The following is a 20354-nucleotide window of genomic DNA, read 5'->3' on the forward strand; positions in this document are numbered from 1 at the left end:
TTTCACAAGCCTTCAACTTATATTCGGAATCACCAATTGAAGTTATTTTTAAAAATATTTTTTGTCCTGTTCTGCGTTTTTACACAAGCGCAGAAGAAACAGTATTGGCTTATTGATACAGAAACAAAGGCTAGGAAAAAAGTAAAAGATTCTGCCTCTGCTGTAAAATTTCTGGATTCTTTAGCCCAAAATAATTATTTTTTCACTCAGCTGAAAGACGTAAAAGTAAAAGGTGACAGTACAGAGATTTTTTTTGACAAAGGAAAAAACCTTAATGAAACCTACGTAAATCTTTCTGATTCTATTGTTCAGAAGCTGAAGATCCAGAGGGATTTTTTCACGAAGAATTTAGATTCTACCAAGAAAAGCATCAATAAAAGTTATATTGATGATGGGTATTCTTTCAGCAGGATAAAGTCAAAATACAAAGGTCAGAAAAATGGTTATCCTATTATTGAGCTTGATATCAATAAGAATGATAAAAGAACGATCAATGGATTTGTCGTAAAAGGGTACGAAAGAGTTCCTAAAAGATTCATCAAAAATCTTGAAAAAGAATTCAAGGGAAAGAATTATGATGAAAAAAACCTGCTGGCCATCAACAAAAATTTTCAAAGCCATCCTTTCGTGATGCTGGAACGGCAGCCACAGACCTTATTCACCAAAGATTCTACCAATATTTATCTGTTTTTACAGAAGAAAAAGACCAATACCTTTGATGGGGTCATTGGGTTTGGAAATGATAAAACGGATAAGTTCACCTTAAATGGTACCATGAATGTGAATTTCAGAAATATGTTCAATGGTTTCGAGACGGTTAATTTATACTGGCAGAGAAACCCCGATAAAGGACAGAACTTTGATCTCCAGGTAGACATTCCTTATCTTTTTAAATCCAATGTGGGGATGAATACAAAGGTCAACATCTACAGACAGGATTCTACGTTTGCCAATGTAAAATTCCTTCCTGCATTTTATTACCATATCAATAACCGTAACAAAATCGGGCTTCGTGCCACATTAGAAACCTCAACTGTTATAGACTCTTTATACGCTATCGGAAAAGACTATAACAAAAAAGGGATCGGGATTTGGTTTGAAATGACCGAGCCCACCGATATTGATCTTTTTCTTTACAAAACAAGAATCAATGCCGGATACGATTATTTAACAACAACTTATACCAAAGGAAATATAAAAGCAGCCCAAAACCAGTTTTATTTCTCCGGAGAACATAATTATCATATTTCAGGGAACCATTTCCTCAACATCAAAGCAGAAGGCGCCATGATGGATTCTAAAATTGAGTTTTCTGCCAACGAGCTTTACCGCTTCGGAGGCTGGAATTCTATGCGGGGCTTTAATGAAAACTCTCTCGCCGCCGACTTTTATTATTACGGAAGTCTGGAATATCGGTATCTCATCGGCAATCAGGCTTTCTTTGACCTCTTTGGACAATATGGACAGCTCAATAACAAATCATTGAATGTAAAACCTAAGCTCTACAGTGTGGGACTCGGTTTTAATTTCTTCATTCCAATCGGGTTGATGAGTTTCCAGCTATCGAATGGTAATGAGTTTGGAAATCCATTCAAATTTAATGATATCAAGATTCATTGGGGAATTCTGAGTAGGTTTTAAAAAGAAAGGAAGCTGGATGCAGGAAGTTTGAAGTTGCTATAAGGTTACTATTTTTAATAATAGACTTATGATTAAAAGCTAATAGCATATGTTCCAGTTATTTTCTGAGTTCAAAAAACGCCCAACCTCTGGCATCCAGCTTCCAGCATAGTAATGAAACAAAAATCACTTTACAAAACCCTACTCCATTTTACTATTTTATTAATTATTCCTGTTAAAATATACATAAATTGTGTTTTTATTTTAATATGAACTTAAAATTCACGTAATACTGACGGGCTAAATTTGCAATCAAAAAGAATGAAGAAAACATTAGCCACGTTTGCAGTTTTTTTACTTCCCTTATATATTACAGCTCAGGAGATTGCCGTTTCCGGAAACGTAAAATCTGAAAATGGCACTACTGTTTCAGGCGTAAATATTACCGATAAGAACACAGGGAAAACTGCTACAACAGATGAAAATGGGAATTTTACTATTTCAGCGAACCCCAAAGATATTCTGGAATTCTTTTCCCCTGATTTTTCTGTGTATACTGTGGAAGTTTCTTCAAAAAAACAGTATTCCGTTGTGTTGAAAAAGACCAATGAGAAACAGATTGAAGGCGTTGTTATAACCGCATTGGGAATTGCCAAGAAAAAGGAAAAAATTGGATATTCTACCCAGGAAGTAGGAACCAAACAGTTTGAAACTATTACCACCCCAAGTATTGGAAATTTATTCTCAGGACAGGTAGCCGGTCTGAATGTTTCTAACCCAACGGGAATGCAGCAGGCTCCACAATTTACTTTAAGAGGAAACTCCAATCTGGTATTTGTGATTGATGGGGTAATTGTAGAAAAAGAAGTTTTCCAGAATTTAGATCCTAACAATATAGAAAATATCAACGTACTGAAAGGAGCAACGGCTTCTGCTCTTTATGGCTCAAGAGGACGATATGGAGCAATTCTGATTACTACAAAAAGTGCTAAAAAGAAAGGCTTCTCTGTAGAATTTTCTCAAAACACCATGATTACAGGAGGATTTACCAATCTTCCAAAAACCCAGACCGAATATGGCAATGGTTCTCAAGGGAAATATGAATTCTGGGATGGAGCCGATGGTGGTGTGAATGACGGAGATATGATCTGGGGGCCAAAGTTTGTTCCCGGTCTGAAGATTGCCCAATGGAACAGTCCGATCAGAGATAAAGCAACCGGACAGGTTATTCCTTGGTATGGAGCTGTGACAGGAACTCAGTATAATGATAAAGCAAGATATGAAAGGGTTCCAATCGACTGGAAATACCACGACAATTTGGATACCTTCTTGAAACCTGCCATTATCAACAATAATAATTTCGCGATCAGCTATCGAAATAACAAAGACATCTACAGGTTTTCAGGGAATTTCATGAATTATGATGACAGGGTTCCCAACTCTTACCTGCAGAAATATGGAATCAATTTCTCTTCTGTAAATCATTTGGGAGAAAAATTCATCTTTGATACAAAATTTAATTTCAATCAAGCTTTTACTCCTAACGTTCCCAACTACGATTACAACCCTAGTGGGCACATGTATACTATCCTAATCTGGATGGGGGCTGATGTAGACGGAAAAGCCTTAAGAAATCACATGTGGATTCCCGGAAAAGAAGGGGTAGCACAGGCTAACTGGAATTATGCATGGTACAATAACCCATGGTTCGGAGCTGAGTATTATAAGAATCAGAACAGAACCAACATCATTAATGCCCAAACGGGATTAGAGTATAAGGCAACAAAAGATTTTTCAGTAAAAGGAAAGATTTCCCTTGTTGAAAATCACAGCAAATCTGAAACATTCAGCCCTTATTCTTATTTCAATTACAATACCCCAAGAAGTGGCGGATATATAGTGAATGATTTGAAAACATGGAACCTGAACTATGATGTACTGGCAACCTATAAGAAAAAGATATCAGAGAATTTTGATTTCACAATCAATGCCGGAGGTTCTGCTTTTTACTATAAGAACAACAAAAATGAAAGATCTACAGATGGTTTAAGAATCCCAGAAATATACTCATTTGAGAATTCCATTGGAGCACTCAAAAACTTTACTTATCTGAAAGAAAAACTAATCTACAGTGCTTATTCTACTATTGATATTGGATTATACAATGCTTTCTTCATCAATATTTCCGGGCGTAACGACTGGTCTTCTACTCTACCAAAAGCCAACAGATCTTACTTCTACCCTTCTGCATCCATCAGTGCTGTGATTTCCAATCTGGTAAAAATGCCGGAGGCTATCAATATGCTAAAACTTTCCGCTTCATGGGCGAAAGTAGCTTACGATTTCCAGCCTTATTCCATCAGAAACTATTATTCGAATAATAAAGGTATTAGCTTTAATGGTAACCCAACTTATCTATATCCTAGCACTTTAAATGTAGAAAATACTTTAAAACCTGAGCAGACAAAATCTTATGAATTGGGATTAAGTGCCGGTCTCTTCAATAACAGAATTACTTTAGATGCTACTTATTTCAGAACGCTTGATTATAACAACATCCTGGAGTTTCCAAGTGCTGAATCATCCGGTTTTATCTCACAATATATAAATGGAAACGAATACACAACAAAAGGATTTGAAATTTCCCTGGGAATTGTTCCGATAAAGACAACTGATTTCACCTGGAAAACATTAATCAACTGGAGTACCTATGAACAAAAGCTGACTTCTATCTATAATAACATGCCTAACTACAAGAATATTAAGTTAGGAGAAAGAATGGACAGCTATTATGATTATACATGGCAAAAATCTCCGGACGGACAGGTAATTCTGGATGCTAAATCAGGAATGCCAACAAGAGCCAATGCCCCAAGTAATCTGGGACATTTCAACCCGGACTGGACTTTTGGTTTTAACAATACCTTCAAGTATAAAAAAGTATCCCTAAATATCGGAATTGACGGAAGTATCGGTGGAATTATGAGATCTCAGGTTGTTGAGAAAATGTGGTGGGGAGGAAAACACCCGAATTCCGTGGCTTACAGAGATATTGAGTATGCAAATCCTGGAAAGTATTATTTTGTACCGAACGGAGTAAACTATGACCCCACAACAGGTCTTTATACCCAGCATACCAAGCCTATCAACTTCCAGGATTGGGCACAGAACTATCCTTACCAGGCCCGTGTAACTGAAGATGAAAGTGAAGAATTTGCCAATGTATTCGACAGAACCTTTATCAAGCTAAGATCAGTGGTATTGGAATATGACTTCTCTTCATTACTGAATCCAAAAGGAATGATTAAAGGTTTCACTGCTAATATCTCAGCTTACAATCTGGCCATGTGGAAAAAGTCTAAAAACCTTTATTCGGATCCGGATTTCCAGATCAAAACAGGTAGAACAGAAGATATTACGAATGATATTCAGGATCCTTCAAGCAGATGGTTCGGAATCGGATTTAACCTTAAGTTTTAATTAAAAAGTAAGTTAATACAATGAAAAATAATATCAATACGAACGGGCTTAAAGGCAAAACAGCTAAATGGCTGATACAATCAGTAGTTGCAGCAGTACTGTTTATTTTAGCTTCCTGTGAGTCTAATCTTGATAAAATCAATGAAAATCCTAATGACCAGGCCAGCATTGATCCTAAATACCTTTTAACCTATGTTTCCAGAGCTACATTTCAGGTGGATGGGGATAATATGTATGCTTCCAGAATGATGATTGGTACGGATGGGGAAAATAAATATCAGTATATGAAATGGAATGAAGCCTCTTTTGATGTGTATTCAAAATCGCTTCTGAACACGGTAAAAATGATGCAGGAGGCAGACAAGATTAAGAATAAAAATTATATAGCTATCGGTAAATTCATAAGAGCTTATCACTTTTTTACTACCAGCTTACGGGTGGGAAGTATTCCTTATACGGAAGCAGTAAAAGGTGAGTCAGGTATTACACAGCCTAAATATGATAGTCAGGATGTAGTAATGGCCGGAATTTTATCAGAGTTAAAAGAAGCAAATGATCTTATTAACACCAATGATAAAATTGAAGGGGATATTATTTTCAACGGTGATGCTTCAAAATGGAAGAAATTAATCAACTCATTCCGCCTGAAAATTCTCATCACCTTATCTAAAAAAACAACGGTGGGAAGCTACAATATTGCAACAGAATTTGCCTCTATTGCAGGAAGCCAGCCTTTGATGACCTCTATATCAGACAATGGTGAGCTTAAATTTGCTGACGCAGCAGACAGCCGATATTCTATGTTCAACAACAGTGGATATGGATCTAGTTTGTATATGGCAGACTACTTCATTAATCTATTTAAAGACAGACAAGACCCGCGTTTATTTACATTTGCATCTCAGACTACCGGAGCTAAAGAAGCCGGAAAAGCCATTACAGATTTTACAGGCTACAACGGTGGAGACCCTATTTCAACTTATTCTGAAAATGCTAAATTAATCACAGCAAAAAATATTTCTAAGGTAAACGACCGTTTTTATAAGGATCCAACCAATGAACCTTCTTCAGTTTTAAGTTATTCAGAACTGGAGTTTATTCTGGCTGAAGCCGCAGCCAGAGGATGGATTTCCGGATCAGCAAAGACACATTATGACAATGCAATCAAAGCAAGTTTTAGCTTTTATCAGACGTATGTAAAAAATCCGGGGCAGTATTTTACAGGTTTTGATGTAAATCAGTATCTGGCAACACCTTTGGTAGTATACAATACTTCTGCTCCACTACAGGAACAGGTGGAAAAAATCATCACTCAAAAATACATGATTATGTTCCACCAGTCACAATGGACTTCTTATTATGACTATCTGAGAACAGGATACCCTAATTATCCTTTACAATCTGGTGTGTCGGCTCCATTCAGATTCAGATATCCGCAGTCTGAATACAATTACAACAGTGCTAACTTAAAGGCTGCTCTTACAGCTCAATATGGAGGAAATGATAATATTAACTCCAAACCTTGGTGGCTACAATAGAAATCTGACTTATTTTTATACCTAACAAAGAAATCGCAGGAAAATCCTATTAACTTGCGGTTTCTTTCTTATTACGATAGATCATGAATAGAAGAGAATTTTTAGAAAAATCAAGTATTTTAATGGCTGGATTAGGAAGCTCAAGTGTTTTACATCCGGCTATTCTAAAGGCTTTGGCTATAGATCCGGCTGCACAATCCACTTTTTATGATGCAGAACATATTGTTATTCTGATGCAGGAAAACCGTTCTTTCGATCATGCTTTTGGAGCACTTAAAGGAGTTCGTGGGTTTCTGGATAAAAGGACTTTTATTAAACAGGATGGGCATTCTGCTTTTTTTCAAAAGGAAAAAACCGGGAAATATGCAGCTCCGGCCCGTCTGGATCTGAGAAATACTAAATCAACCTGGATGAGCTCGCTTCCGCATTCATGGGAAAACCAGCAACAGGCTTTCAATAAAGGAAAGTATGACCAGTGGCTTCAGGCAAAAGCTTCAGGGAATGAAAATTATAAAAATATTCCACTTACCTTAGGATATTACAATCGTGAAGATCTTCCATTCTACTATCAGCTTGCGGATGCTTTTACCATATTTGACCAATATTTCTGTTCTTCCATGACGGGGACTACTCCGAACAGGCTTTTCCATTGGTCCGGAACTTTGAGAGAACAACAAAATGGTAAATCGAAAGCGAATGTGGTAAATGATGATATTGATTATGATAAAGCCAGACAAGCCAAATGGAAAAGCTTCCCTGAGATTTTAGAAGAGCAAAATGTTTCATGGCGTATTTATCAGAATGAAATCAGTCTTCCAAAAGGATTATCGGGTGAGCAGGAAGCATGGTTAAGCAATTTTACAGATAATCCGATTGAATGGTTTTCAAAATTTAATGTAAAGTTCTCAAAAGGATATTATCAGCATATTCCCAACATCATTGCTTCGCTGAAGCAGGAAATCCTGAAAAAACCCAATCAGAAAGAAAGACTGGAAGCTATCATTACCGAACTTCAGGAAGATCAGGTGAAATACCATCCGGATAATTATTCAAAACTTTCCCAACAGGAGAAAAATCTCCACGAAAAAGCCTTTACTACCAATGCTAATGATCCTGATTATCACAATCTGGAAATTGGAAAAGATGAATATGGAGAAAGACTAGTTGTACCGAAAGGCGATGTACTTTTCCAATTCCGTAAGGATGTAGAAGAGAAAAAACTACCATTAGTCTCCTGGCTGGTAGCTCCGGAGCATTTCTCAGATCACCCGGGATCCCCTTGGTATGGTGCATGGTATATTTCTGAGGTTCTCAATATCCTGACCAAGAATCCTGAGATGTGGAAAAAAACAATTTTTATTATCAATTATGATGAAAATGACGGATATTTTGATCATGTAATTCCTTTTGCCCCACCATTAAATCCAAGCCAGCCGGTTGATATCAACGGAAAAAACGGAGTGGAATATGTGAGCAAAGATCAGGAATATATGTCTGATCCAACCTTAAAAGACTATGAAAAAGCAGAAGGAACGGTGGGATTGGGTTACAGGGTGCCTATGATTGTTGCTTCCCCATGGACGAAAGGAGGTTTTGTGAATTCTGAAGTTTCAGATCATACATCTGTATTGCAGTTTCTGGAGAAGTTCATCATGAAAAAATTCAATAAAAATGTTCATGTAGACAATATCAGTGAATGGAGAAGAGCAATCTGCGGTGATCTTACTTCAGCCTTTAATTCTCCCAATATTAAAGCTCCGCAAATGGATTATCTGGATCAAAAAGATTATGCTACAACCATCAATGCCGCAAAAAACAAACCTGTTCCTCAGTTGAAGTGGTATGCTGAGAATGAGCTGAAGAATGATTTGCTTGAAATTCAGGAGAAGGGAATAAAACCCTCCAATCCTCTTCCTTACAACTTTCATGTGAATCTGGAAGCAGGTAAAATTACAATGACCAATTTAAAAGAAAACGGTGTTCCGCTTCATCTTTATGACAGAACCCGATTGAACGACAATAATTATTATTTTTCTTATGCTTTATACTCCGGAAAAGAACTATCTCATCCGGCATCGCAAACAGGAGCCTATGATTATGAAGTTTTTGGTCCTAATGGTTTCTTCCGAAAGTTTAAAGGGAACAATGCTTCACCATTTGAGGTTCTTTTGATTAATAATACTTCAAAAAATCAGGTTGAGGTAATTATTAAAAACGGTAAAAAAGGCAATATTACTCTGGAAAATCTATATACAAAAAATAAAAAAACAATTACTATCCAGAAACCGGAAGAGAAAATAGTGATTGACCTAAGCCCATACAAAGGCTGGTATGATGTAATAATAACCTCAGAAGAGCATAGCTGGCACTTTGCAGGAAGAATAGAAACAGGTAAAATTTCTGTTTCAGATCCACATTGGGCATAAAAATTTCTTTCAACAAAGCATTATAAATCCTGTACCAACGTACAGGATTTTTCGCGCATAAAAAGTGAAATATTTTTCAATTATATTTCATTACAATAGAAAAATAATCAATAATATAAAAATTATCATACATTTATTTCATAATTTATTGATTTTTCATTACTTTCACTCAACTAATATTAAGATCATGAATAAATTAAAATTAACGGTTGCAATGTCTTTATTTGCAGCTGCCATATCCGGAAATTTAAGTGCTCAGGATTCCAATACAGACAGCCATACGATCACCATTTCGGTTCCTGAAGTTGCTCTTGTAGACATTGAACCTGCTGCTACGAAAAATATCACGTTAGGATTTACGGCTCCTACTGAAGCAGGGAGCCCTATTCTACCCAGTGCAGCCAACACTACGCTGTGGCTAAATTATTCCACTATCAAATCTGATACTAAACCTTCCCGTAGTGTAAGTGTAAAACTTAATGCTATTATTCCTGGAATAGATGTACACGTAACAGCCGCTGCTCCTACAGGTGCAGGAGCAGGAGCTTTAGGAACATCTGCTGGGCTTTTAACCTTAAGTGCTGATGACCAGACGATTATTTCCGGTATTGGAAGTGCTTATACAGGAAATGGTGCTAATAACGGACATAACCTTACATACGCACTGGCTGCTGGAAGCGGACCTGGTGGTGTAGCAAATTATTCGGATTTATTGGCAAAACCATCTATTACAGCTACTGTTGTCTATACCTTAATAGACAATTAGAATTCTAAATATTCAATTCTGTATTTCAAAAACAAGAAGAAATTGTGTTCCAGTTTCTTCCTGTTTTTATATTATTAAATAATAAACCTCAAAACTTTATATGATGATAAAGCGTATTCTTTTTTTAATCACTTTGATTTTGCAGTTCAGCTTTTTACATGCCGGCATTGTGGTTCTTAATGGGCTTACGCATTCCTATAAGATAGAAAACGGCAAAGTTTATAAAGGAAAAATAGCCATTGAAAATACGGGCGGCAGCCCACAGACTGTAAAATTATTTTTACAGGATTTTTCTTACCATGCCGATGGTACTATTAATTACACAGAATTACATACTCAAAAAAGGAGTAATGGAGATTGGATAAAACTCAATACCAATCTGGTAACGCTGAAAGCTAAAGAAAAGACAGAAGTACTTTATGAAATTACCGTTCCTAACCAGGTAATAGATCCTGGCAGCTATTGGAGTGTTATCATTGTGGAGCCTGTAGAAGATATAAAGCCAAGTGACAAGGAACCTGGCGTGAGTATTACCTCTGTGGTACGATATGCTATTCAGGTCATTACAGATTATGATACGGAAAAGGCCAAACCGGACCTTAGATTCGAAAATATCAAAGTAGAGAAAGAAGAAGGAAAACAAACGGTAAAAATAGCGATCGCCAACAATGGAAATCTTTATTGTAAACCCACAGCATCCATTGAAATCTATAACCGTAAAACAGGAGAAAAAATAGGAACCTTTTCAAGCTTAAAAATGGGTCTGCTGCCTTCTACTTCTAAAACTTTTTACATTGATATCAGTAAAGTGCCACCCGCTCAGTACAAAGCTACTGTTATAGCAACGGATGAAGACGAGAACGCTTTTGCGCTCAATGTGGAACTAGAAGTAAAAAATGATTAAAACCTGGACATTATTTATTGTTATACTATTCCCGTTATTCGCTTTTTCTCAACAACAACCAACCCGATTGGTCAGTAAAAAAGATAGCTTAATACCGGGAATGTCTACTTCTATTCCATTCACCCTACAAAATAATTCGACTGAGAATAAAGTATATGATATTTCTGTTATCACCTCAAGTTCACTTATCACTCCTATTCTAGAAAAAGGAGAATTTGTGATCTCCCCTCAAGAAACTTCAGTATATCTTGTCCCATTACGGATTTCAACAGAAACGGTACAAGGAGAATATTTTATTACATTAAATATTACAGACCGTTCTAACGGATTGTCTTCCACAAAAACATCTAAGATTACAGTTTCCGCAAGCAGAAAGCTCTCCCTAACAGTATTGGAGTCACCAGAATTTACAAGAGCCGGAGAAACCATCCGTGCTTCTTTTCTTCTAAAAAACAATGGTAACATCACAGAAAATCTTATTCTGGAAAGTAAAAATGCTATTGTTGACCACGATCCATCTATTATTCTGAGCCCCAACGAATCGAAAGTCATTACAATACATAAAGCTACTAATCCAGAACTGGGGCAGAATGAATTTCAAAACCTAAATCTTTCGGTACATTCAAAAGATAACCCTAAGGAAGATCAAACGATCTACATAAGTACTCAGGTCATATCTGTACAGCCTGCCAATCAGGATATCTATCACAGGTTTCCCGTTGCAGCATCATTATCCTTTATCGGAATGAAGAATATGGGAGTATATAATGACGGCTTTCAAGGCGAAATCTATGGTAAAGGATCACTGGATAAGGAAAATAAAAATCAGATTGAATTTCATGCAGCTACACACAATCCTATTGAACTCAATACTTTTACTCAGTACGAAGAGTATTTTGTAAACTATAAAAGAGATAATCTATTTGTACATTTAGGAGATAAAACCTACTCTGCATCCTACTTAACTGAGTTTGCAAGATATGGCCGTGGTGCAGAAATCCGGTATCATTTCAATAGGTTAAGTATAGGAGGTTTTTATAACCGTCCAAGATTTTTCAGAGACATTAAAGATGAATTTAATGTTTATTCTGCATTTAAAATTCGTAAAGAATCTGAAATTTCGGTTGGGTATCTGTATAAAATGCCTATGAAAGAAGAACCAAACGCTAGAAATGCAGGCATAAACTCCGAAGCTCACCTTCCTTATACAAAAGGAAAATTCAAAATTTCAAAACATATTAATCTCTCCGGAGAATTCGCCTACAGTACAACAAAAAGAGCTGAAGGAACAGCTTATATGGCACAGGCAGAGGTGAATTTTGAAAAATTCAACGGGAATTTAACCTATATGAAGGCTAGCCCTCGGTTTGCAGGATATTTTACCAATACCAATACTTTCAGTGGATACCTTCAATACAGACTGACTAAGAAACTGAATGTTATCGGCAATTATATGCAGGATGCCAAGAACTTCCAGAGAGATACCTTATTTCTGGCTGCTCCTTACAGAAAATACCTGCAGTATGGGATACAGTATAAATATCTCTCCAATGGTTCTATCATCATCAATCATGGTTTTCAAAAATATCAGGACCGCTTAGAGCCTAAGCAGTTTGATTATTATGAACGTTTCTTCAGAGTGAGCATAGATCAGCGTATCGGAATATTTCAGATTAACCTTGAAGGACAGTTTGGTAATACAGACAATTATCTGACCGGATTTAATGGCCATTCAAGTTTGTATGCCGCCAATCTCTCATTTGAAAAATTTAAGACGTCTTTTAGTCTCTTTGGCAGTTATGCAATCACTTCCAGATATCAGCTGCAAAATCAAAAACAACTTTATTATGGAGCGAGAATCATCAGCAAATTTTCAGATAAAACCAGTTTAAGTTTATTTTACCAAAACAACTACATCCCTGAGGAATATTTTAAAGACAGAAACTTGTTTGAACTTCTGTTTCATCAACGATTATTTCCCGGCAATGAGCTTGATCTTTCGGGGAGATACTCATTGCAAAGGGGACAAATTGGAGATAAAGATTTTATATTTTCAATGCGTTATACATGGCGGCTTAATATTCCGGTACAAAGAACTGCTGAATATATATCCTTATCCGGAAATGTTGGTAACCTGGGGATAAAAAAGACTGAAGGCATAAGATTAATGCTGGGCAGTTATTTATGCATAACAGACAAAGATGGAAATTATGTATTTAAGAATGTAATTCCTGGTAATTATTTTCTTGAGATAGACCGCTCAACCACAGAAATCAATGACATTCCCAATGTAGTTTTTCCAGCATCACTGCCTCTTATCAACAAAGAAAATGTTTTTAATTTCGGAATAACAACAGCTGCCAATATACAAGGGCAGGTTCAGCTTTTGGAAACAGAAAATAAAAGCCTTACAGATGAAGTGCTACAATCTAAAAAAGGGAAGAAGAAAAAAGAAAGTATTATTGTAGAAGCAGTTGGAGATAGCCAGATTTATCGTAAGATTTGTTTTGTAGGAGAAGATTTTGATTTTACTTATCTAAGACCAGGAGATTGGACGGTAAAACTTTATAGGAATGGACTTGATAAACGATATAAAATTTCAACAGATCAATTTCAATTCACTTTGAAACCCTCGGAAATAAAAAAATTAAATATCCAGATCGTCAAACAGCAGATAGAAATCAAGTATCAACAGGAATCCTTAAAAGTAGGATATAATGAAATAAAAAATAAGAAATGATTCTGAAACGCGCCATATTATCAACAGCTTTTATTTTGTCCGGCTTATTATATTCTCAGACTAATGTTACTTTAACCTTACCTGTTGTTACCTTAATGGACATAGAACCTACCGGAAACATTGCTTTAAGCTTCACAGCACCTACTGAAGCTGGAAACCCAATTGGTAATCCAACGCCCAATACATCAAAATGGATTAACTATACTTCTGCTATTGCCAGTGGAGGTCTTACCAGAAAAATTACAGCAGCTATTAGTGGCACTCTCATTACGGGAGTAGATATCAGATTACAGGCAGCAGCAGCTTCCGGAGCAGGAGGCGGAACATTAGGAACTCCTTCGGCACAAGTTACTTTAACCAACACTCCGGTTACCATCATAAGTGGAATTGGAGGGGCTTTTACTGGCAACGGAGCCAATAACGGGCATCGACTGACAATTTCTCTGGTTCCCAATACTTATGCCAACTTAGCTACCCGAGCCAATGCAACCCTTACCATAGTCTATACCATCACAGAATAAAAAATGAAGTATGAAAATGAATTGTCAATTTCTCCGAAAAATCTGTATAAAAAGATTGATCTATATTATCCTTATACTCAGCAGCAGCTTTATAAAGGCACAGGTTGTAAATGTCTCCGGAAACTGGAATGCCAGTATACCCGTCATTACCGAGGCTGGAAGTAATTATGCAGGAACTTATGATAATTCTGGTACTCCCGGTACTAATCAAATAACACTATCCGGAACATTGCCGGGTTCTTTTCTCAACCTGCTTTCAAGCTCCGGTGCAAAGATGACCATGCGCTATACCCCCAATCCCTGGAATAGTTCTCTGACCCTTGCTGCAAAAAGAACCGGCGGAACAACAGCTATACATGGAGTTTGTCTCTTTTGTACATCTAGTATCAACGGAGGAACCACCTATATTCCAATATCACAAACAGCCGATGTAACTTTTGTAACTTTTTCCTTTAGTGGTGTTTTAGGGCTGGCTAATAGTATAACTTTTGCAGATATCAACTTAATATTGCAACTAGCCGGTGTTTCTGTAACGGTTCCAGCAAACACCTATAGTGCACGAATAGTTTTCACCATCGTTGCAAATTAATGTAACGGATAATTGAGAATGCTCACTTTTAAGAAATAAAGTTGCATCTATCATTATATCCAAAAAAAGAAACCTTTCCAAGATTTGGAAAGGTTTCTTTTTAAAACAGATTCAATTTAGTGTTTTGCCCACCAAAGAGGGGTAAGCACTGCATCTTGCCCGCCCAGTAACTGTACGGCTTTTGTATACCCATCTTGATCCGTATTCCTGAAGGTACTCGGATATCTCAACCTTTGAGGGAAATTTTGAATAGAGTTTGTCATATAATTTCCTGAATTCAGATTAGGTAAATTAACCAACGGTGTTTCTATCGCAGGATTTTCAAAGAAAGGTAACCCCAGTCTTCTTTGATCGCTCCAGGACTCCAACGGAAGCCAAGGCATATTGGCAATATATTTTTGAGTGATGATTTTCGTAAGCTTATCATTTCTCACCGAACCGTTTTTGTAAATGGTATTTACTGGATATTTAATCTCAACAGAAACCATATTGCCTGTAGAAGGATCTTTATAGTTCATGGTATGGCTGGCTCCTGGCTCTGTTACATGTGTGTAAGCAACAGAAGTTCCGTCACGATTATAATCTGTTGAAGCAATATACTGAGTATAAAATTGCGATACTCCATTATAGGCAAAACTATCCTGGATCCCTTTATTATAAGCAGCTACATCACTCATAGGGACAGACCAACCTTTCAGTGCAGCTTCCGCCATCAGGAAATACGTTTCCCAGCTTGCAAAGAAAATTCTAGAGTTCTTGCCTTCTCTATATTGTTTCCCTAAAGCAGGCATACACCCAATAACGCCTCTTAATCCGTTTCTCTGTCCTTTTACACCCCAATTCCCTATTGTAGTCGTATTCCAGGTATTTACTGTATTGATTGTAACCTTAGATCCGTTCGCAAACGTAAGATCCCCTTTATTGGTAGTAGCCTGGCTGGTATAGGTAGGATAAAGTGAATAAATTGGGTTGGTAAGGTCTCCAGGAATATAAAATGTTTTATAAGCCCTTGGGTCTATTTTATTAGGAAGCCCATCCAGCCAGTATCCTGCACTTGGATCATTGGTTAATGTGGAGAATTGTTCATCATATTTTATTCCAATATAATCGGAAGCTTTTACCGATGTCTGCTGTGCAGCCGGCAATTGATCTGTAGAGTTAACGCCTCCTAAACCAATGTACATATTATTTAGAGTCGCCGATAAAATCTGAGAGTTCCATTCTCTGGACATTACCCCTGATAAAGGATTCCACCCTGTATCTTCTTTAACTTTAAAATTATCATCACTTGTACTGATGAACATATTAGAATTGGCCGCATTTTCAAACTCAGCTTTTGCTTTTGCAGGATCCACCTCTGATATTCTCATGGCAATTCTCATTCTCATGGAGTTGGCATACTTCACCCATTGGCTCCATTTAAATCCATAGGCCATATCATAAGCACTGGGATTGGAAGGAGCAGGTTGGTTAACATCCATTTTAGCCGCCGCATCCTTTAATTCTTCTAAAATAAAATAATAGACCTCTTTTTCAGAATTAAACCCAGGATTTACTTTTTTAAATGCCTGAATAGGTTGGGGACCAAAATTATCAGAAAATTCACTCATTAAATAAGCTCTCCAGATTCTAGCTACCTGGGTAAGATTATCATAGTAAGGTTTACCCTGTCCTATAGCTTTCTTTTCGTTGACGATATCAATAGTTGCATTGGCATTATTCAGCCATTCTGAAATTCCTTTCCAATATTCTACTGTCCAGGAGTCATCATATGAACCCCCTGCAATTCCTGTGGTCAGATGTTGTCTTGCTGCCGTTTTCCAATACAAAACAAAAGTACGTTCAGCAATATTGGGATCTTGTTGAGCACCCAAGATAGAATTATTCAAGAAATACTCCGGTTCAGCACTATTAATATCAACCGCATAAGGATCGTTATTCATGTCTTCAAAATCGCTACATGAAGCAAGAACCGTAGCAAGTGCTATGAAAGATAAAATATATTTTTTCATAATGTTATTATTGATATTAAAAGCCTAGTGTAATAGTGAATAAATAAGATCTGGTAGTTGGAAATGAAAGATTTTCAAATCCTACAGCATTGGAGTTGATAGCAAATACTGATTCGGGATCAATACCTTTTGCTTTACTATACAACATCCATACATTATTTGCTGTGAAAGCAACCTTGGCACTTTGAAGTGCAAATTTTTGAAATAAATTCTTAGGAAAACTGTATGATACCTGAATATTTCTTAATCTGATATTCGTAGCATCATAAATATTCTGTTCTGTGATTCCCAAGTTTCCTGTTGTTACCGCTGCCCAGTAATCTTGTTGTGTAATTTCTTTTGTATTGGATGCATATCCGCCACCAGGTTGCTGTACTACTGCATCAAGAACAAAATTATCTCTTCTTCCTCCCGGAGCTGTATCTTCTGCAAGTCCTACTTTTTGTAAAGCTGATTGGGTACCTGAATAAAATTTGCCACCAATACGACCATCAATCTGAAAAGAAAGTCCAATATTTTTATAATTAAAACTATTGGTAAGTCCAAATAACATGCGCGGATTTTGATCTCCTAAATAATACTGATCGGGAGTAGCCTGGGGTAATCCGTTTGCTCCTACAATTAATTTTCCAAAATTAGGATTATTAGGATCCTCCACTCTTAAAAATTTTGTTCCATAAATGGCTCCATAAGGCTGACCTACTTCTGCAAAAAATGTAACATTATCATAGCCCCCACCTCTCAAAGGATATTTAGAAAGAGAGCCATAAATGTCTTTTATCTCACTTTTTAGTTTTGAAAAATTGGCATTTACATTCCAGTTAAAGTTTTCATTTTTAAAAATATCAGTATTCAACACTACTTCAATTCCACTATTTTCAAGTTTCCCGCCATTAATTTTCATATCCTCATACCCTGAAAGAGGATTCATAGGTAGATTAATTAATTGTCTTGTTGCTGTGTTAAAAAAATAACTTACATCCAGAGAAACTCTATTAAAAAACTTAAGATCAGCCCCTACTTCAAAGCTCTTTAATTTTTCAGCTTGTACAGAGGCATCATATAGAGATTTTAATCTACCTAAAACGGCATGTCCTGTGGGGTCAGCCGCAAGTTTATAAATATTATATAGTTCGTAAGGATTTAAAGAATTTCCGGTTACGGCATAAGCTCCACGAAGCTTTGCAAACGTTAATACTTTAGAAGTTGTACCATTTAGTTTATGCAACATTTCTGTTAAAACCAAAGATGTACTTAAAGAAGGATAAGAATATGATCTGTTTTCTACATTTAAAGTTGAAGACCAGTCATTCCTGAACGTAGCATTAATAAACCAATATCCGTCATAATTAATTTCCAAAGCTGCAAAAACGGAATTAATCTTCTTCCAAAGATCAACCTCATTATTCGCACTACTTGCAAGATCACTTGTATTATTTACACTAAAAACATTGGGAACAATTAAATTTTGAGTACTGAAATAAAGAGCTTTAGTTCTTGTCTCCATTAGTTGTCCATACAATGCAAGAGAACCACCCCATTTTCCAAATAAGTTATCTTTTTTAGCAGTAAGGTTTGCGATATAATTGTTCTCATAAAACTTCTCTTCACTTGTGGAATAAGAGTTTCTTCGTGATGAACCTGTCCATACTCTGGCATCTGCATTTAAAGCATAAAAATCAGTCCCAAGCCTTACATCTGCACTCAACCAGTCATTAAACTGGTATTTAAGATAACTATTTAACAGCGCACGATCTTTTTTATCGGCATTAAGACTGTTATATGCGGACCAGTAAGGGTTTATACCATTGGGGCTAATCCAATTCGATTTTATATTGTTTTGTGTTTGTCCTTCACGATAATCACGAATATCAATATTCTGTGGCATCAAGAGAATATTAGAATAATAATTTCCATCCCCTCTTCCGCCAGCAGGTCTATTCCTTGCCTTACTACTAATGTATTGTACCTTTACTTCCGATGTCCATCTTTTTTCTTTTCCAAAAACAGAATTCATTTTCGCCATGAAGTTGAATCTCTCAAATTTGGAATTAGGAATTTGACTATTATCATTTAAATAATTCATAGATGTATATAAGCTAGTCCCTTCTCCCAGGTTTTCCTGAAAATTCAAAGTATGCTGAGAATTGATTCCTGTTTTAAAAAAATTACTCAGGTTATCATATCGCTTCATATTAGTTCCGTCCAATGCGGGACCCCATGAACTTGTATTCTCACTATTAGCAGGATTCACAACACCATTTTGGCCCAGACCAAAACTTGTCTGCATATCTGGCTTCATAAAAATAGTTTCAAAACCTAAATTGGTAGAATAAGTAATTCCTATGCCGCCTTTCTTCTTTCCAGTTTTTGTTGTAATCAGAATAACACCATTTCCACCCCGGGCTCCATATAGTGCAGAAGCTGCACCTCCTTTAAGGACAGAGATACTTTCTATATCTTCTGCATTAATATCATTCAGCCCATTTCCCATATCCAAATCAGGGTTCCAAAAATCGTTATTATAATAACCATTATTCTGCTTGGCTTTTACCCCCATACCGTTACTCAATGGAACTCCATCCACTACAATCAGAGGTTGGCTGTCTCCTGTAAGAGAGTTAAAACCTCTTAGATTGATCCTTGATGATGATGCAGGACCAAACCCACCTTTAATTACTTGCATTCCTGCTACTTTACCAACTAAGGCATTAGTAACATTCGTTTCTTTTGCATCAACGAGGGCTTGTCCTTTTACATCTTGGAAAGAATATCCCAAGGTTTTCTTTTCTTTTTTTACTCCATAGGCTGTTACAACAACTTCATCAATTTTTCCAACCTTAGTAGAATCTGTCTTCTGGGCAGACAATCCAGTAAAGCAAAGAAATAATGATGAAAGAAGCCCCGCCTTAACAATAGTTCTATTCATAATTATATTTAATATTTTGAAATCAAATATAATATTTTAACAGTATTTAATAGTATACTAATAAAAAATAAGAACAAATACTAAAATATCACTGATATAATTGAAGTTATACTTTCATATTTGAAAAAAAAGATTAAATTTTAATAGAAATAGGAAATATTCGAATACAAAAAAAGCATGGGAACAATAAGATTAGAAAATAGAATTAAATAATTATTTTGATGGATATGTATTTGTTTGATGGATAATGGAAACTGCTTCTCATGATTAATGAATAATCTACCATGAATGATAAACATTTGTATGATACTTTAATGTGCAGTACTCCTCACACTTTGTCATCCCGTTGGGATCCAGACAATGGGATTCGTAATTTTATTCAGCTATTTACGGAAGCTTACTGCATAGCCTTATAGTTACTAAAGATCCTTACAGGATGACAATAGGCTATGGGAAAAGAATAGTAATGCCCTAGGCCTATCAGTAATAAAAAGAATAATCCAATGGCTTTAGCCTTACGCTTAGATAATAGATTTTAGATAAAGGAAACAGATAAAGAATAAAGGAGAGCGTATCATATAGAAAGGATTGTAATGAATATTACTTTGAGAACCATTTCCGATTACTCATTACTGATTGCTCATTACTCATTGTTTGGGTATTCTTGAGTTGTGGATTAGATCTGCTTTATTCGTTGGGTATAGTATAAAGCAAAAAAAAAATCCTTTATCGTAATGATAAAGGATTTTTAAAAATAAAATAAAAACTGGCGGCGGCCTACTCTCCCGCGTTAGCAGTACCATCGGCGCTGGTGGGCTTAACTTCTGTG

Annotated in this window: 11 protein-coding genes; 9 read left to right on the forward strand and 2 right to left on the reverse strand. The window is 36.3% G+C overall.

The window, feature by feature from the left end:
• The first annotated feature begins 36 nt into the window (after positions 1-36).
• The 9 genes from J2772_RS11175 (at position 37) to J2772_RS11215 (ending at position 14584) form a co-directional block, all read left to right on the forward strand.
• A complete protein-coding gene (locus J2772_RS11175) occupies positions 37-1641 on the forward strand; it encodes an autotransporter assembly complex protein TamA (protein WP_209916609.1) in 1605 nt (534 codons plus the stop codon).
• Positions 1642-1941: 300 nt separating this feature from the next.
• Entirely contained in the window at positions 1942-5100 is a 3159-nt protein-coding gene (locus J2772_RS11180; protein WP_209916611.1) for a SusC/RagA family TonB-linked outer membrane protein, read from the forward strand.
• Between the two features lie 20 nt (positions 5101-5120).
• The gene (locus tag J2772_RS11185; RefSeq protein ID WP_209916613.1) at positions 5121-6638 is read left to right on the forward strand and encodes a SusD/RagB family nutrient-binding outer membrane lipoprotein; all 1518 of its coding nucleotides are present in this window, start codon (positions 5121-5123) and stop codon (positions 6636-6638) included.
• Positions 6639-6721: 83 nt separating this feature from the next.
• Complete coding sequence (locus J2772_RS11190; RefSeq protein WP_209916616.1) at positions 6722-9064, forward strand: phosphocholine-specific phospholipase C; 2343 nt, start codon at positions 6722-6724, stop codon at positions 9062-9064.
• Between the two features lie 187 nt (positions 9065-9251).
• The gene (locus tag J2772_RS11195) at positions 9252-9830 is read left to right on the forward strand and encodes a hypothetical protein (RefSeq protein ID WP_209916618.1); all 579 of its coding nucleotides are present in this window, start codon (positions 9252-9254) and stop codon (positions 9828-9830) included.
• 103 nt (positions 9831-9933) lie between these two features.
• A complete protein-coding gene (locus tag J2772_RS11200; protein WP_209916620.1) occupies positions 9934-10734 on the forward strand; it encodes a WxL protein host-binding domain-containing protein in 801 nt (266 codons plus the stop codon).
• A complete protein-coding gene (locus tag J2772_RS11205; RefSeq protein WP_209916622.1) occupies positions 10727-13474 on the forward strand; it encodes a hypothetical protein in 2748 nt (915 codons plus the stop codon). Before J2772_RS11200 ends, J2772_RS11205 begins: the two co-directional genes overlap by 8 nt.
• Positions 13471-13995 (forward strand): hypothetical protein, encoded by a 525-nt coding sequence (locus J2772_RS11210; RefSeq protein ID WP_209916624.1) that lies wholly within the window; start codon positions 13471-13473, stop codon positions 13993-13995. The genes J2772_RS11205 and J2772_RS11210 overlap by 4 nt, the downstream gene beginning before the upstream one ends.
• Positions 13996-14011: 16 nt before the next feature.
• Complete coding sequence (locus J2772_RS11215) at positions 14012-14584, forward strand: hypothetical protein (RefSeq protein ID WP_245365206.1); 573 nt, start codon at positions 14012-14014, stop codon at positions 14582-14584.
• 116 nt (positions 14585-14700) lie between these two features.
• Here J2772_RS11215 and J2772_RS11220 read toward each other — a convergent pair whose 3' ends face one another.
• Positions 14701-16596: a SusD/RagB family nutrient-binding outer membrane lipoprotein gene (locus tag J2772_RS11220; RefSeq protein ID WP_209916628.1), complete on the reverse strand. Its 1896-nt coding sequence runs from the start codon at positions 16594-16596 to the stop codon at positions 14701-14703.
• Between the two features lie 16 nt (positions 16597-16612).
• A complete protein-coding gene (locus J2772_RS11225) occupies positions 16613-19525 on the reverse strand; it encodes a SusC/RagA family TonB-linked outer membrane protein (protein WP_209916630.1) in 2913 nt (970 codons plus the stop codon).
• Between the last annotated feature and the right edge of the window lie 829 nt (positions 19526-20354).

The sequence above is a fragment of the Chryseobacterium jejuense genome (assembly GCF_017877355.1).
GTDB lineage: Bacteria > Bacteroidota > Bacteroidia > Flavobacteriales > Weeksellaceae > Chryseobacterium > Chryseobacterium jejuense_A.